Below are 15,104 nucleotides of genomic sequence, written 5' to 3' on the forward strand. Positions count from 1 at the left end.
ATCCATGATTTGCAAAACTATTGCCGTCGTCATGATAAGCACGTAACCAGAGAAGCCGTAGCGAACATGCCGACCAAATTCGGCGACTTTAAAATTTACGGGTATGTCAACGATTTAACCGGGGAGCATCATGTCGCCCTCGTCAAAGGCGATATCAGCAACGGCAAAGATATCCTGTGCCGTGTTCATTCCGAATGCCTGACCGGTGATGTCTTCGGCTCTTGTCGCTGTGACTGCGGACAACAATTAGCCGCCGCCCTCCAAAAAATTAACCAGGAAGGGCGCGGCGTACTGCTGTACATGCGACAGGAAGGTCGCGGGATCGGTCTGATCAACAAGTTAAAAGCCTATGCCTTGCAGGAAGAAGGCTATGATACGGTAGAAGCCAACGAAAAACTCGGCTTTGCTCCCGACTTGCGGGAATATTGGATCGGCGCGCAAATTTTACAAGATTTGGGCGTAAAAGAGCTGCGCTTATTAACCAACAATCCGGAAAAAATATACGGCTTGGACGGATTCGGTGTAGAAATTACACAGCGTGTCCCCATTGAAATGGAAGCCCAAAAATACGATAAATTTTATTTAGAAACAAAAAAGGAAAAAATGGGCCACATTCTGCCGCATTTACATTAATCGCCAAAAAGCGCTCCCTTCTATAGAAGGGAGCGCTTTTTTTAATATCTCGTTGCCACTATCGCCTCCAAACCATGGGAGGCTGTTATTTTTTATAAATCGTGCCACTGACAATTAACGCTTTATTCGCTTCTTTAATACTTTCTTCATCTAAGCGCACATGGCGTAACGTAGAAAAATCAGGTTTACCGTCGGCACCGGAACAGAGTTCCAAAAAACGATCTTCCTGCCCGTTAACCCGAAACGTATCGACAAGAATTTTGCGATGCGGCGCCGTAGCCGTAATCTTAATCTGTTCGTTAATCGGCTGATCTTTATGCTGAATGGATATAAACACATCATAATCATTTATCGATTTCATCGTCTCTCCTCCTAACAATGAATTTAATGTTCATTATTAGTATAGTCTTTTTTCTTCCAAACTGCAAGACGCAAAAACCGTCTATATACGTGTGTATTTCAGCAAAATATACGGTCATAATATAGTTTTATATATACGGAATATAGTATATATAACTATCCTGATTTTTTATCTGCACCGCTTAAATTTGATGCAACGTCGAACGCACTTGTTCCTTAAATTTGCCGGCTTCCCGCAACAGCCGATTCATTTCGTCCACGTCTTCTTTTTGGATCCGCACATGTCGCAGCGTGTCAAAATCCGCCTTCCCGTCCGCATTGGTGTGTATTTCCAAAAATCGCACGTGCGGTTGTTCGCCATGTATGACATACGTATCCACCAACATTTTTAAATTCGGTGACGTCGCCGTTTCTTTGATCTGTTGTTCAATGGTTTTATCATTTCGCAAAATAGTAATCAATACATCATAGTCCCGAATAGATTTCATATGCGTGTCCCCCTTTTTGTAAAAACCGCCTTAATTATATACCTTTTTGGTGGTTTTTGCAATTTTGCCGAAAAAAAAAGAGAACCGCCATACTGACAGTTCTCTTTTCGGACCGACAATTCCTTACTTGCCGCCATAGTTATGGGCTACTTGTAATCGGCATAAAGCGCGCTTTAATGCCAGTTCGGCCCGTTCCACATCAATGTTGTCCCGTTTGCCGTGCAACCGTTTTTCCGCACGTTCTCTTGCGTGTTCCGATCGCACTACATCAATATCACCGGCTTTTTCCGCCGCCGAGGTAATCACCGTCGCCGTTTCCCCGTTGACTTCCAGAAATCCCGCCGCTACAGCTAAGGTATTCTTTTTTCCGTTTATTTCATACACTAACGGATTAATATCCAAGGAAGCAATAATTGCGGCATGCCCCGGCAAAATGCCCAAGTCGCCGTCCAATGCCCGGGCGATGATAAAATCGACATCTTCGTTTAAAACGGCGGCATCCGGAGTTATCACTTCTAAATGAAGTTTCTTTTTCGTATCCGCCATTGCCTATTCTCCTTTCAGAGTCTTGGCCTTTTCATGTGCTTCCTGAATATTGCCGACCATATAGAAGGCTTGTTCGGGCATGTCATCGCATGCGCCGGAAAGAATTTCTTTAAAGCCGGCAATCGTATCTTTTAACGGTACATACCGCCCCGGCTGTCCGGTAAACTGTTCGGCAACCGCAAACGGCTGACTCAAGAAACGCTGAATCTTCCGTGCCCGCGCTACAGTAAGTTTATCTTCTTCCGATAATTCATCAATCCCGAGGATGGCAATGATATCTTGCAAATCATTGTATTTCTGCAAAATGGCCTGTACGGCACGAGCCGTCTGATAATGTTCTTCGCCTATTACATGAGGATCCAAGATACGAGACGTCGAATCCAAAGGATCAACGGCCGGGTAAATGCCGAGTTCGGCAATTTGTCGAGACAATACGGTCGTCGCATCCAAATGGGCAAAGGTGGCCGCCGGCGCGGGGTCGGTTAAATCGTCGGCCGGTACATATACGGCCTGTACGGAGGTAATAGAACCGCTCTTGGTAGAAGTGATCCGTTCCTGCAAAGCGCCTACGTCCGTCCCCAAGGTCGGCTGATACCCTACGGCCGAAGGAATCCGTCCCAATAAGGCGGAAACTTCCGAGCCGGCCTGAATAAACCGGAATATATTATCTATAAAAAGTAATACATCCTGATGTTCTTTATCACGGAAATATTCCGCCATGGTCAATCCCGTAAGCCCTACACGCATACGTGCTCCGGGCGGTTCGTTCATCTGCCCGTATACTAATGCGGTCTTACTGATAACGCCGGATTCTTTCATTTCATTCCACAAGTCGTTGCCTTCCCGTGTCCGTTCACCGACACCGGTGAAAACGGAATAACCGCCGTGTTCTGTAGCGACGTTATGAATCAATTCCATAATCAATACGGTTTTACCTACACCGGCACCGCCGAACAGGCCGATCTTACCGCCTTTGGAATACGGGGCAATCAAGTCGACAACTTTAATCCCCGTTTCCAAAATTTCCGTACCTGTCGCCTGTTCATCAAATTTCGGAGCCGGACGATGAATGGGCCAATACGCTTCGGCTTCCACCTTGGCATCCACCTTATCCACGGCTTGCCCCAATACGTTAAATATACGACCTAATACGCCTTTACCGACAGGAACCTTAATCGGGCTGCCTGTATCTTCCGCATCCATGCCGCGGACAATGCCGTCCGTCGAACTCATGGCTACACAACGAACTACATCGTCGCCCAAGTGCTGCATAACTTCCGTTATCAAGTCAACCGCCTGAGCGCCGTTTCCCCCGGTAATGTGAATGGCATTGTAAATGGCGGGCAAATCTGCTTCCGAAGCAAACCGCACGTCAATAACCGGGCCGATAACTTGTACTACTTTCCCTATGTTATTGCTCATAAAGAGGCTCTCCTCTCTGGTTTTATCTTCCTGTTATTCCTATTGCAGGGCATTGGCGCCACTGACAATTTCCGTCAATTCATTCGTAATACCGGCCTGACGAACTTTATTGTAGTGTACGGTCAGTTTTTCAATCAGCTCACCGGCATTATCCGTCGCCGACGTCATTGCCGTCATGCGGGCACCCAATTCACCGGCTGCCGACTGCAGCAAGCTGTTATACACGACCATGTCCAAATACTGCGGTAACAGGGCATGTAACACCGCTTCCGGTTCCGGTGCGAATAAATACGCTTCCTGCGAACGCGTATGCTCTTCCGCCGGTTTGGCAATAGGTAACAAATCGACCTGCGTAACTTCCTGTGCTAATGCCGATTTAAAATTAGTATAAATAATTTTGACGGCAGACACTTCGCCCGTAACAAATGCGTGCGCAGCTTCCTGTGCGATAGCCTGGGCGTCCGTAAACTGCGGTTTATCGGAAAAACCGCTCCATTTCCGATCGGCCGTCAAATGTAAGTGCTGCAAATATTCCGCCGGTTTTCTTCCGACCGTAAACAACACGAACGAAGTGCGCGGCAGGTCTTTCACAGCCGCGGCCATCGCCTTATTAATATTGGCATTAAAAGCGCCCGCCAACCCTTTGTCGGCGCCGACCACAATGTAGCAAACCTTTTGGCTATCACTCTTGGCCGCCAACAGCGGGTTGTTGCTGCCCGACGAAGCGGCGCACACACGCTGCAGCATACCTTCTATTTTTTCTGTATAGGGGGCTGTTGCCAACGCCCGATCCTGTGCACGGCGCAGTCGTACGGAGGATACCATCTTCATCGCTTTGGTTATTTGCTGGGTATTCGTGACGGATTTAATACGTCTGTTTATTTCGCGTGCACTCGGCATATCTTATTCCTCCTCTTTAACGAGTTCATGAGAAGCGCCGTACTGTTCGGTATATTCATCAATCGCACGACGGAGTTTTTCTTCCATATCTTTGCCGAGTTCTTTCGTGGTTTTAATGCTTTCTCCCACTTCCGGATAGTTATCATGCATAAAGGAAATGAATCCGTCCGCAAATTGCGTAACTTCCTTTACTTGCACAGGCATTAAATAATTATTGACCGCCAAGTAGATCTGCATTACCTGATCTTCTACCGTCATCGGTTTGTATTGCGGTTGAATCAGCAACTGCATCGTACGTTCGCCTTTGTCGATCTGCGCCTTCGTACTCTTATCCAAATCGGAACCGAATTGAGCAAAGGCCGCCAATTCACGATATTGTGCCAAATCCAGACGCAACGTACCGGCAACTTTCTTCATCGCCTTAATCTGCGCCGAACCGCCTACCCGAGATACGGATAAGCCGACGTTAATAGCCGGACGAATCCCGGCGTTAAACGCTTCCGTTTCCAAGAAAATCTGCCCGTCCGTAATGGAAATAACGTTGGTCGGTACATACGCCGACAAGTCGCCGGCCAGGGTTTCAATAATCGGCAACGCCGTAATGGAACCGCCGCCCAAGTCATCGGACATTTTTGCCGCCCGTTCCAATAACCGGGAATGTAAGTAAAATACATCGCCCGGATACGCTTCACGTCCCGGCGGACGACGCAATAACAAACTCATAGCCCGATATGCCTGTGCATGTTTGGACAAATCATCATATACGCAAAGCACATCTTTCCCTTGATACATAAAGTATTCCGCAATGGAAACACCCGAATACGGTGCCAAATATTGCAACGGCGCACCGTCCGAAGCCGTTGCGGCAACGACAATCGTGTAGGCCATGGCGCCGTTTTCTTCCAACGTACGTACCACCCGGGCAACGGTGGAAGCTTTTTGCCCGATCGCCACATAGACACAGATGACACCGCTGTCTTTTTGATTCAAAATCGTATCAATCGCAATCGCCGTTTTCCCGGTACCGCGGTCGCCGATAATCAGTTCACGCTGTCCGCGACCGATTGGTACCATGGAGTCAATAGATTTTAAGCCGGTCTGTAACGGCACCTTTACCGGTTGCCGATCGGCAATCCCCGAGGCCGTTACTTCCACTAACCGGGTTTCCTTTGTCTGAATGGGGCCCTTGCCGTCAATGGGCGCTCCCAAAGGATTGACGACACGTCCCATCATGGCTTCGCCTACGGGCACACTCATAACCTTACCGGTCCGCTTTACCGTATCGCCTTCTTTAATTTCCGAATCATCGCCGAGCAATACCGCCCCGACATTATCTTCTTCCAGGTTCAGTGCCAGCCCCTTAACACCATGAGGCAGTTCCAACAATTCCCCGGACATGACCTTATCCAAACCGTAAACATGGGCAATACCGTCCCCGACTTCCAAGACGGTGCCGACATCGTCGACATTCATTTCCACATTATAATCTTCGATTTGTTTCTTGATTATAGCCGTAATTTCTTCTGGCTTCATGTTCATTATTCGCCCGTCACCTCATTTACTTCGTCAGTATGAAGCAACTTGTATTGCAAATCCTGCAACTGTCGTTTCACACTGCCGTCGATTAACCGATCACCGATTTGGACCGTAATTCCGCCGATAATGGACGGATCTGTATAATACATGGGTTCGATTTTCTTACCCGTTATCTTTTCCAGTCCGGCGATCAGCTTCTGTTCTTCTTCCGCCGTCAACGGTTTTACCACACGAATTTTAGCCACTTCAATATGTTGTGCTTGCCGCACCAGCGTAATAAATCCTTCAATAGCACTGATAATAACGGCTTCCCGCCGTCTGTCAATCATAACATACAGAAATTGCATAACCATCGCCGTCACGCGGGCGGCAAAAATTTGTTTTAACGTATCTTTTTTCGTTTGTGCGCCAATGAGCGGATGACAAATGAATTTTCGTAACGCTTCATTTTCCTGCATCGTATCTCGAATCAGGCGCAAATCTTTTCCGAATTCTTCAACCTTATGCTGTTCTTCGGCAATACCGAACAAGGCTTGGCTGTATTTACCGTACACAACTTCCGGTATCATCCTTAATTCCCCTTCGCATGATGCGGCAATTGATCGAGATAGTCGGCCACCAGTTTTTCATTCTGCGCGTCATTCATATTTTTATGAAGCAGTTTTTCTGCCACAGCCATAGACAGTGTGACTACTTCCTGGCGCATCTGTTTGAGTGCCGCTTCCCGTTCATTCGTAATTTCCGCTTGGGCAATTTCTTTTTCTCGCGCAATCTGTTCCCGAACCGCATCCAATTGTGCCTGCGCTTCTCGGTCCGCCGCTTTCACAGCCTTATCTACAATTTCTTGAGCCCGGGCACGCGCATCGCGCAACTGTGCTTCATAATCGGCTTTTAATTGTGCCGCTTCCGTCTTGGCTTTAGCCGCTTCATCCAAATCGGCGGCAATGCGTTGCCGCCGTTCTTCCATTACTTTCAGTAACGGTTTATACGCAAACTTGGCTAAAATTAATACTAAGACGATAAAGTTGACGAATTGGAGTATTAATGTTCCATTAATATCAACCAACAGTATTCCCTCCCCGGCCGCAATGGCATTTCATTTTGTTGTTCGCTCTTAGAACATCGAAGCGAACGGATTGGCAAATACCAAAATGATACCAATAACGACAGCAATAATCGGCAGGGCTTCGATCAAGCCGACAGAAATAAGCATGTTGACGAATAATTTACCGGCCATTTCCGGTTGACGAGCCGTACCTTCCAACATCTTAGCGGCGGCATTCCCGTCGCCGATAGCGGCACCTAAGGCGGCCAAGCCCATTCCAATAGCGGCACCCATTGCCGACAATGCCAAAACAATCGCTTTTTCCATGATACATAACCTCCTAAAATTACATAACGTATATTTTTGTGTACTCCTTCTTAATCACGGAAAGACGGAGCCAAATACGCCGTTGTTAAAATGGTGAACACAAAAGCCTGAATCAATCCGATAATTAAGCTGAACGCAATCCACACAATGGGTACCCCCACAGGCGCTAAATAATACAGGACTTCCAGCATAATTTCTCCGGCCAAAATATTGCCGAAAAGACGGAATGCCAAGGTCAAAGGCTTTGTAAATTCTTCCAGTATGTTCATCGCTATAAAAGGAATAAAGGGCTCCAAATAATGTTTTAAATGCTTTTTGGGGCCACGGTTCTTTACGGCCATAAAATGAACCATAAAGGACGAAATGATCGCCAACGCCACAGTCGTATTCAAATCGGTCGTCGGTGACGCTAATACGAAATGATGACTGGGTATCATGCCCAGCTCATTTGCAAAAAGGATAAAAAAGAACATCGTCAATAAAACAGAAACGACTTGTCCATATTTAGGTCCTAGCGTTTGCTTAAATTGGTTTAACAAGGCCTCTATTATCATTTCCATGACATTTTGCATTCCCGAAGGAACCAATGCCCGTCCTCGTGTCGCACCGACCGTAACGATAATGACAAGAGCGGCTACCAACCAGGTCATCAGCAGTGTATCCCAGTTCACATTCATGCCCAGTAATTGTACAACTAAATGATGTCCTGCATGCATTTCCATACGCTATACCTCCTTTCTTTTCCGTACGTGAATATGGGTCCATGCGGCATCCGCAAACACGACCAGCCGATACGAAAAACAGCCGCCTACAGCTCCCCAAAAATTTATTACGGGAAACTGAACAATGATAATCATCGCAAGACAGACGACAATAAATCGCAAGGCAAAGCCGCCGCGAATGAATTGTACCACACATTCAGGCGGTAATTTCACGGCCCGTGCGGAACGACTTCCCAACATGGCGAAATACACAATGTTGATGCCGCTTCCGATGCACCAGCCCAATACAACGTGAGGCAGGCCGACCGCATAAAACACGGCCGCGCCGACAACGGTCAAACCGATAAGCTGTAATAACGTGCGTTTAATGTATCTGAGCAATTCTTCCATTTTTCGCCCTCATGTCTTTTCTTTCGTCTGCTTCAAAGGTTCGCCCAAATAGGCCAACACTTGTTTATACAACGAATAAAATCCGGAAAAGGCACCGAAGAGTCCGAATCCGATTAGTCCCCACGGTGCTATATGTAAATAGCGATCCGCAACATAGCCGACAGCTATACCGACACCAATAGATCCGAGCAGGGTAAACCCGAAAGAACTTACTAAGACCAAAACGTGCAGCCAGTCGCTGCGATTTGATCGGTCATCAGTAGATACAGCAGTTCGTTTTTTGTTTTGTTTCATCAGGACCTCTGAGTCTTAGTGACGCCACACAAAAGCAATGGCAAGGATAGGTAAAACTTGTGTGAATTACCTTATTTCCACGGCCATTAGTGCTATCTTAGCATAGAAAAATTGTAAAATCAACGGTTTCAGTTATCAATATTTTTTCTGGGTTTTCAGAAAAAATTTAAAAATACATTTTTTCTGCTAAATCCGTTTATTTTTTCTTAATATAAAGAGCTTCCGCCATTTTATACGTATATTTTTGCGTGTATCCAAATTACTTCTTTCTCTTATGACTTTTTGACCATTATTCTTAAAAGCCCTATAAACGGCTTGGTTTTCAAACTTTTTTCATACCACACCGAACACGGTCTTCCCGACAAAATCCGTCGTTTTTGAAAATATCATTCAATTTTCTTATAAGGACAAGTGAAACTCATCCGGGCGACTTGCCGTTTTTCCTGTCGCAAATAACACGGCGGCAGCAATCCGGGCCGCCGCGTGACCGTCCCCATAGGGGTTAACGGCGCGACGCATGGTATCATACGCTGCCGAATCCGTCAACAATCGCTTCGTTTCGGTATATACCCGTTCTTTATCCGTACCGATAAGACGTACCGTCCCGGCCTGCACCGCTTCCGGACGTTCTGTCGTGTCCCGCAAAACCAGCACCGGTTTTCCTAAAGAAGGCGCCTCTTCCTGAATACCGCCCGAGTCCGTAACAATCAAATAGCTGCGACTCATCACATTGGCAAACGGTTCATAGTCCAACGGATCAATCAGATGAACCCGCGCCGCGCCGGCCAATTCTTCTTCCACCGCACGTCGTACCAGGGGATTGCGATGAACGGGAAACACGATTTCCGCATCCCCGATTTCTTCCGTAACAGCCCGCAATGCTTTATAAATGTGTCGCATAGGCTCGCCCAGGTTTTCCCGCCGATGTGTAGTAAGTAAAATGACTTTTTTAGTACGAAAATCAATTTTTTGTAACACCGGATCGGCAAACCGATAATTCGGAGAAACCGTCTTCATTAAAGCGTCAATGACCGTGTTGCCTGTAACGAAAATATGATTTTCCTGTACCTGTTCCCGAAGTAAATTCGCTTTCGCCGTTTCTGTCGGAGCAAAATGTAAAGACGCCACGCCGCCGGTCAATTTACGGTTCATTTCTTCCGGAAAAGGGGAGTAGATATTGCCCGTACGCAAGCCGGCTTCTACATGTCCTACAGGAATCCGCTGATAATAAGCGGCCAGGGCGCCGGCAAAAGTCGTTGTCGTATCGCCGTGTACCAAAACGAGATCGGGCTTTTCTTCAGCCAATACGGGTTGCAAGCCCAACAAAGCCTTCGTCGTAATATCATACAGCGTTTGTCCTTGCGACATAATATCCAGGTCATAGTCCGGCACAATGTGAAATAACGACAGCACCTGATCCAACATTTGTCGATGCTGTGCCGTAACCGCCACTACCGTCCTGATGTCGTTTGTATGACGGCGCAATTCCCCTATGACAGGGGCCATTTTAATCGCTTCCGGTCGCGTTCCGAAAATCGTCATAACCTTTATCATAAAAAAGCCTCCTCAAAAAAACAAATACTACTCTCCCTTACTTGGTATGAGTAGTATTTGTCGTTGTCGTTTTACGTAAAATGCCGATCCGTTTTGCCGAGTAAATACTTACGGCCAACACCATAATAACCGTAAAAATTCCCGTCTTATAGCCCACACTGGCCACAAACAGAGCGACAATGCCCAAGGCGACACTCACACAGTACATGATTAATACGGCCTGCTTCTGAGATAAACCCAAGGCCAGTAACCGATGATGCAAATGTCCTTTATCCGGTTGAAATACGGGAACACCGCTCATTCTGCGCCGTACAATGGCAAATACCGTATCTAAAATCGGCAATCCCAACGCAATGACGGGGACAACCAGCGCCACCGTGGCCGCCGTTTTGACCAACCCGAATACGGCGGCTACCGACAACGTATACCCCAATAACATGCTGCCCGTATCGCCCATAAATATTTTGGCCGGATTAAAATTATATTGTAAAAATCCCAACGCCGCGCCGGCCATCGCCGCAATCAACAGCGCCGGCACTTCCTGGCCCATGCTGCAGGCCATGAGAAACATAGAAATCGAAGCAATAAACGACACCCCTGCCGCCAAGCCGTCCAAGCCGTCAATTAAGTTGACCGTATTGGTAAACCCGGTAATCCAAAAAACGGTTACGGGCACGGCAATAATTTCCGGAAGCACCCACAACGTACCGAACGGATTTGTCAACCAATCGATTTGAATGCCGAAAGCAATGGGTATACAGGCCGCTATGATTTGCCCGATTAATTTTACTTTTGCCGGAATATTGCAAATATCATCCCAAATACCTAAGGCGACAATCGCCGTACATCCCAACAACAGTCCGATCAATTCATGCCGTAAAGGCAGACAGATCAATACTGCCGCCATAAACCCGATATAAATCGCCAACCCGCCCAATCGCGGTACAATATGCGTATGTACTTTTCGCGCATTCGGTCGATCAACGGCACCGACACGCAACGCCAATGTTTTCACGGCCGGGGTCAGAAGATACGCCGCCACCAAGGCGATAATAAAGGGAACGATATATCTGATAAGCACTACACACGCCTACTTTCCATAAATAGTTCAGCCCGCCTAATTCGTTAAGCTGCGCAATGGTGCCGGAATACGACCGCCGCGGGCAATAAACGCGGCGGAGGTAAACGGATTGACCCGGATAATCGGACAGTGTCCCAAAAGGCCGCCGAATTCCACGCGGTCCCCCACTTTTTTGCCGGGAACGGGAATCACCCGTACGGCCGTGGTTTTATTGTTAATCATACCGATCGCCGCTTCATCGGCAATAATGCCGGCAATGGTTTCCGCCGCCGTGTCTCCGGGCAGCGCAATCATATCCAGCCCGACGGAACAAACGCAAGTCATAGCTTCCAATTTTTCCAACGTCAAACTGCCGCGTCCCACGGCTTCCAGCATACCCTTATCCTCACTGACGGGAATAAACGCGCCTGAAAGACCGCCGACGCGCGAAGAAGCCATGAGTCCGCCTTTTTTCACCGCATCGTTGAGCAACGCCAGCGCCGCCGTAGTACCGCAGGCACCGCAACTTTCCAAGCCCATTTCTTCCAAAATATCCGCCACACTGTCGCCGATCGCCGGCGTAGGGGCCAACGACAAATCAATAATCCCGAACGGTTGTTGCAACCGTCGCGATGCTTCCATCGCCACCAGCTGTCCTACACGCGTAATTTTGAATGCCGTTTTTTTAATCGTTTCCGCCACTACATCGAAAGGCGCGCCTTTCACTGCCGCCAGCGCCTGTTTAACCACACCCGGACCGCTGACGCCCACACTGATACAGCAATCGCCCTGCGTCACACCGTGAAAAGCACCGGCCATGAAAGGATTGTCTTCCACCGCATTGGAGAACACCACCAATTTGGCGCACCCCAACGCATCCCGATCTTTCGTCAGCAAACTGAGGTCTTTAATGATATGTCCCATCCGCGCGACGGCATCCATATTAATCCCGGCCTTCGTCGAGCCGACCCCTACCGATGCGCAAACCAATTCGGTCGTGGCCAAACTTTCCGCCAATGACGACAGCAACCGCTCTTCGCCGCGAGTCATGCCCCGCTCCACGAGGGCCGAAAAACCGCCGATAAAATTAATCCCGATCGTGCGGGCCGCCCGATCCAACGTGCGGGCTATGTCGACATAATTCTCCAGTGCACACGCGCCGGCTATCAGCGAGACGGGCGTAACCGCTACCCGCTTATGAATAATAGGTACGCCGTATTCATCGGCAATGGCTTCTCCCGTTTCCACTAAATGTTCGCCGTACGAAGTAATTTTATCATATATTTTACGACATAGCGTCTTGCCGTCTACTGCCGCACAATCCAACAAACTGATGCCCATCGTAATGGTCCGCACATCCAAATTATTTTTCCGAATCATGCGATTGGTTTCCAGTACTTCCTGAATATTCAGCATCGCTTCCGCTCCTTATCCGACTCGATGCATACTGTCAAATATCGCTCTGTTCTGCACCATAATTTGTACGCCCAAGCCTTCTCCTTTGTGACGCAATATATCCTGCAATTCGGCGAATGAAATACAGGACTCCTGCAAATCCGCAATCATGACCATGTTGAACAAGCCGTCTAAAATCACTTGATTTATCGTCAAAATATTAATTTTATGCTCCGCCATCACTTGACTCACCGTAGCGATAATGCCGGTACGATCCACGCCCACGACCGTAATCACTGCTTCCATGGATATTCACCCCGCTTATAAAGTAACCGCATTTCCCTCATTATAGCATAGATTTTATAAAAAATACCATATGCCCCTGCAAACTTCTTCTTTTATATGTGCGCCCGTTCATTTTGACAAGCCTTTTCCCTTTTTATACAATAGGAGTGTCCCCTCTCATCGCAGGGTATGCACGCAGTATAGTACCGTTAAAAAAGAAAGGATTAAGCACATGAATTGTATTTCGTGGAACGTAAACGGCTTGCGCGCCGTCATGAAAAAAGGCTTTATGGATGTATTTACCGCCTTGGATGCCGATTTCTTTTGTCTGCAGGAAACGAAACTCCAAGCAGGACAAATCGAAATGAATCTCCCCGGCTATTATCAATATTGGAATTATGCCGATCGCAAAGGCTACAGCGGCACGGCCATTTTCACCAAACATCTCCCGCTGGCCGTCACCTACGGACTGGGAATCGACCGGCACGATCACGAAGGGCGTCTCATCACCTTGGAGTACCCGACGTATTATCTGATTACTTGCTATACGCCGAACAGCCAAAACGAGCTGGCGCGTCTTCCCTATCGTCTCACCTGGGAAGATGATTGCCGCAACTATCTGGTGTCCTTAAAAGAAAAAAGAGCGTTATTTTCTGCGGCGACTTGAACGTGGCGCACGAAGAAATTGATTTAAAAAATCCTAAAAGCAATCGAAAAAACGCGGGCTTTTCCGATGCGGAACGCGAAAAAATGACCGCCTTACTGGCCGCCGGGTTTACAGATACATGGCGTCATTTCTATCCGCAAACGGCCGATGTCTATTCCTGGTGGAGTTATCGGTTCAACGCGCGAAAAAACAATGCCGGTTGGCGCATTGATTATTTTATTACCTCACAAGATTTGACGAATCGCCTGCAAAATGCGTTTATTTATACGGATATTATGGGCAGTGATCATTGCCCCGTAGGGCTGACCTGGGACTGCCCCTCCGAGCAGTAGTTGTCGTACATAACGCCGAAAAGAGGCGACACATTCCGAAGAATGTGTCGCCTCTTTTTTTTGATAGTCGCCTGCCAAACGGCTTATTTTTTATGTAAAATTTCGTTTCCCTTGGCAATATTGGCGCGAATCGTATCACAGCACCGGGCAAATTCCGCCGCTTCTTCCGGCGGCAACTTATATTCGATCACCCGTTCCACTCCGTCGGCACCGATAACCGCCGGAACACCGCAATAAATATCCTGCTGACCGTATTCCCCGCGCAGCGGTGCCGATACGGGAATAATCCGCTTTTCATCATGTAAAATCGTCCGCACCAAGGTGGCCCCGGCGGAAGCGATTCCGTATTCGGTACATTGTTTTCCGCGAAACGTTACCCAGCCGCCGTCAATCGCCCGTCGCTGCAAATCTTCTTTATCAAATCGGAAGGTCGCATCGCCGGAAAAATCAGCCAACGGTTTACCGTAAAAAGAAACACAGGACCAGGCCACAAATTGCGCATTACCGTGTTCTCCCAACATAAAGGCCGTAAACCCGCGGGCATCCAAACCGGTTTGTGCGGAAATAGAATGAATCAACCGGGAAGAATCCAACAACGTCCCGGTGCCGACCACCCGCTGCCGCGGCAAGCCCGACGTTTCGGCGATTAAATTGCTGATAACGTCGCAAGGATTGGTAATATTCACAAAAATCCCCTGAAAGCCGCCGGCCATAATTTTCGGCACAAAATCGGCGACCTGCTTCACACTGTTGGCTAATTCCAAGTCCCGTGTATTGCCCTTGGTCAAAAGGGAAATATCGCCGCTCGCATTGACGATCACGTCGCAATCTTTTAAGCCCGCATAGTCCGACGCCACATATATGACATGATTCGGCATGTACGAAACCGCATCATTCAAATCCTGTACTTCACTGATGACCTTTTGTTCCTTGACATCACAAATACGGACTTCATCGGCAATCCCCATCATGCCCAAATTAAATGCGACATGTGCCCCTACATGGCCGACACCGACAACGCCGACAATTCTCTTTTTAATTTTCATCCTGTTTCCTCCTTTACTTCCTACCCGTTCCTCCCGATAAACGGAAAGGTTTCTATTAATAGTAGCATATTTTTTTAATATTGTAAATCAGGGGCTTCTCCA

18 protein-coding genes and 1 pseudogene are annotated in these 15,104 nt (G+C 47.8%); 2 read left to right on the plus strand and 17 right to left on the minus strand.

Going from position 1 to position 15,104, the window contains the following annotated elements:
- On the plus strand, positions 1-633 hold a 633-nt coding region (gene ribA, locus HMPREF1039_RS03925), incomplete at its 5' end, for a GTP cyclohydrolase II (RefSeq protein WP_007391111.1).
- Positions 634-718: 85 nt separating this feature from the next.
- Here ribA and HMPREF1039_RS03930 read toward each other — a convergent pair.
- From HMPREF1039_RS03930 to HMPREF1039_RS04005, 16 genes are all read right to left on the minus strand, one after another.
- Entirely contained in the window at positions 719-994 is a 276-nt protein-coding gene (locus HMPREF1039_RS03930) for a hypothetical protein (protein ID WP_007391162.1), read from the minus strand.
- Positions 995-1,175: 181 nt separating this feature from the next.
- Positions 1,176-1,481: a hypothetical protein gene (locus HMPREF1039_RS03935; RefSeq protein WP_007391187.1), complete on the minus strand. Its 306-nt coding sequence runs from the start codon at positions 1,479-1,481 to the stop codon at positions 1,176-1,178.
- 123 nt (positions 1,482-1,604) lie between these two features.
- Positions 1,605-2,027 (minus strand): F0F1 ATP synthase subunit epsilon, encoded by a 423-nt coding sequence (locus HMPREF1039_RS03940; RefSeq protein WP_007391184.1) that lies wholly within the window; start codon positions 2,025-2,027, stop codon positions 1,605-1,607.
- Between the two features lie 3 nt (positions 2,028-2,030).
- Entirely contained in the window at positions 2,031-3,449 is a 1,419-nt protein-coding gene (gene atpD, locus HMPREF1039_RS03945) for a F0F1 ATP synthase subunit beta (RefSeq protein ID WP_007391138.1), read from the minus strand.
- A gap of 39 nt (positions 3,450-3,488) precedes the next feature.
- Positions 3,489-4,349 carry an ATP synthase F1 subunit gamma gene (gene atpG / locus HMPREF1039_RS03950; protein WP_007391146.1) on the minus strand — a complete coding sequence of 287 codons (861 nt, stop codon included), beginning with the start codon at positions 4,347-4,349 and terminating at the stop codon, positions 3,489-3,491.
- Between the two features lie 3 nt (positions 4,350-4,352).
- On the minus strand, positions 4,353-5,888 hold the full coding sequence (gene atpA / locus HMPREF1039_RS03955; RefSeq protein WP_007391133.1) for a F0F1 ATP synthase subunit alpha: 1,536 nt from the start codon (positions 5,886-5,888) through the stop codon (positions 4,353-4,355).
- On the minus strand, positions 5,888-6,454 hold the full coding sequence (locus HMPREF1039_RS03960) for a F0F1 ATP synthase subunit delta (protein WP_007391153.1): 567 nt from the start codon (positions 6,452-6,454) through the stop codon (positions 5,888-5,890). The genes atpA and HMPREF1039_RS03960 overlap by 1 nt, the downstream gene beginning before the upstream one ends.
- Before the next feature lie 2 nt (positions 6,455-6,456).
- A complete protein-coding gene (gene atpF, locus HMPREF1039_RS03965; protein WP_007391176.1) occupies positions 6,457-6,951 on the minus strand; it encodes a F0F1 ATP synthase subunit B in 495 nt (164 codons plus the stop codon).
- 48 nt (positions 6,952-6,999) lie between these two features.
- Positions 7,000-7,257, minus strand: a complete 258-nt coding sequence (atpE, locus tag HMPREF1039_RS03970; protein ID WP_007391181.1) for a F0F1 ATP synthase subunit C — start codon at positions 7,255-7,257, stop codon at positions 7,000-7,002.
- A gap of 50 nt (positions 7,258-7,307) precedes the next feature.
- Positions 7,308-7,979 (minus strand): F0F1 ATP synthase subunit A, encoded by a 672-nt coding sequence (atpB, locus tag HMPREF1039_RS03975; protein WP_007391143.1) that lies wholly within the window; start codon positions 7,977-7,979, stop codon positions 7,308-7,310.
- A 3-nt stretch (positions 7,980-7,982) separates the two neighbouring features.
- Complete coding sequence (locus tag HMPREF1039_RS03980) at positions 7,983-8,369, minus strand: ATP synthase subunit I (RefSeq protein ID WP_007391123.1); 387 nt, start codon at positions 8,367-8,369, stop codon at positions 7,983-7,985.
- Between the two features lie 9 nt (positions 8,370-8,378).
- Positions 8,379-8,663, minus strand: coding sequence for an AtpZ/AtpI family protein (locus HMPREF1039_RS03985; protein WP_009381461.1), 285 nt, complete (start codon positions 8,661-8,663; stop codon positions 8,379-8,381).
- 399 nt (positions 8,664-9,062) lie between these two features.
- On the minus strand, positions 9,063-10,217 hold the full coding sequence (gene wecB / locus HMPREF1039_RS03990; protein ID WP_007391197.1) for a non-hydrolyzing UDP-N-acetylglucosamine 2-epimerase: 1,155 nt from the start codon (positions 10,215-10,217) through the stop codon (positions 9,063-9,065).
- 37 nt (positions 10,218-10,254) lie between these two features.
- Positions 10,255-11,298: a glycosyltransferase family 4 protein gene (locus HMPREF1039_RS03995; protein WP_007391209.1), complete on the minus strand. Its 1,044-nt coding sequence runs from the start codon at positions 11,296-11,298 to the stop codon at positions 10,255-10,257.
- A gap of 36 nt (positions 11,299-11,334) precedes the next feature.
- Positions 11,335-12,693, minus strand: a complete 1,359-nt coding sequence (locus HMPREF1039_RS04000) for a PFL family protein (protein ID WP_007391164.1) — start codon at positions 12,691-12,693, stop codon at positions 11,335-11,337.
- Between the two features lie 12 nt (positions 12,694-12,705).
- Positions 12,706-12,978, minus strand: a complete 273-nt coding sequence (locus tag HMPREF1039_RS04005) for an ACT domain-containing protein (RefSeq protein ID WP_007391159.1) — start codon at positions 12,976-12,978, stop codon at positions 12,706-12,708.
- A 211-nt stretch (positions 12,979-13,189) separates the two neighbouring features.
- Here HMPREF1039_RS04005 and HMPREF1039_RS04010 point away from each other — a divergent pair.
- Positions 13,190-13,956 (plus strand): annotated as a pseudogene (locus HMPREF1039_RS04010) (exodeoxyribonuclease III).
- 83 nt (positions 13,957-14,039) lie between these two features.
- Here HMPREF1039_RS04010 and HMPREF1039_RS04015 read toward each other — a convergent pair.
- Positions 14,040-15,002 carry a lactate/malate family dehydrogenase gene (locus HMPREF1039_RS04015; RefSeq protein WP_007391152.1) on the minus strand — a complete coding sequence of 321 codons (963 nt, stop codon included), beginning with the start codon at positions 15,000-15,002 and terminating at the stop codon, positions 14,040-14,042.
- Positions 15,003-15,104: the final 102 nt, after the last annotated feature.

The sequence above is a fragment of the Megasphaera lornae genome (genome assembly GCF_000214495.1).
In the GTDB taxonomy this organism is placed as follows: Bacteria; Bacillota; Negativicutes; order Veillonellales; family Megasphaeraceae; genus Megasphaera; species Megasphaera lornae.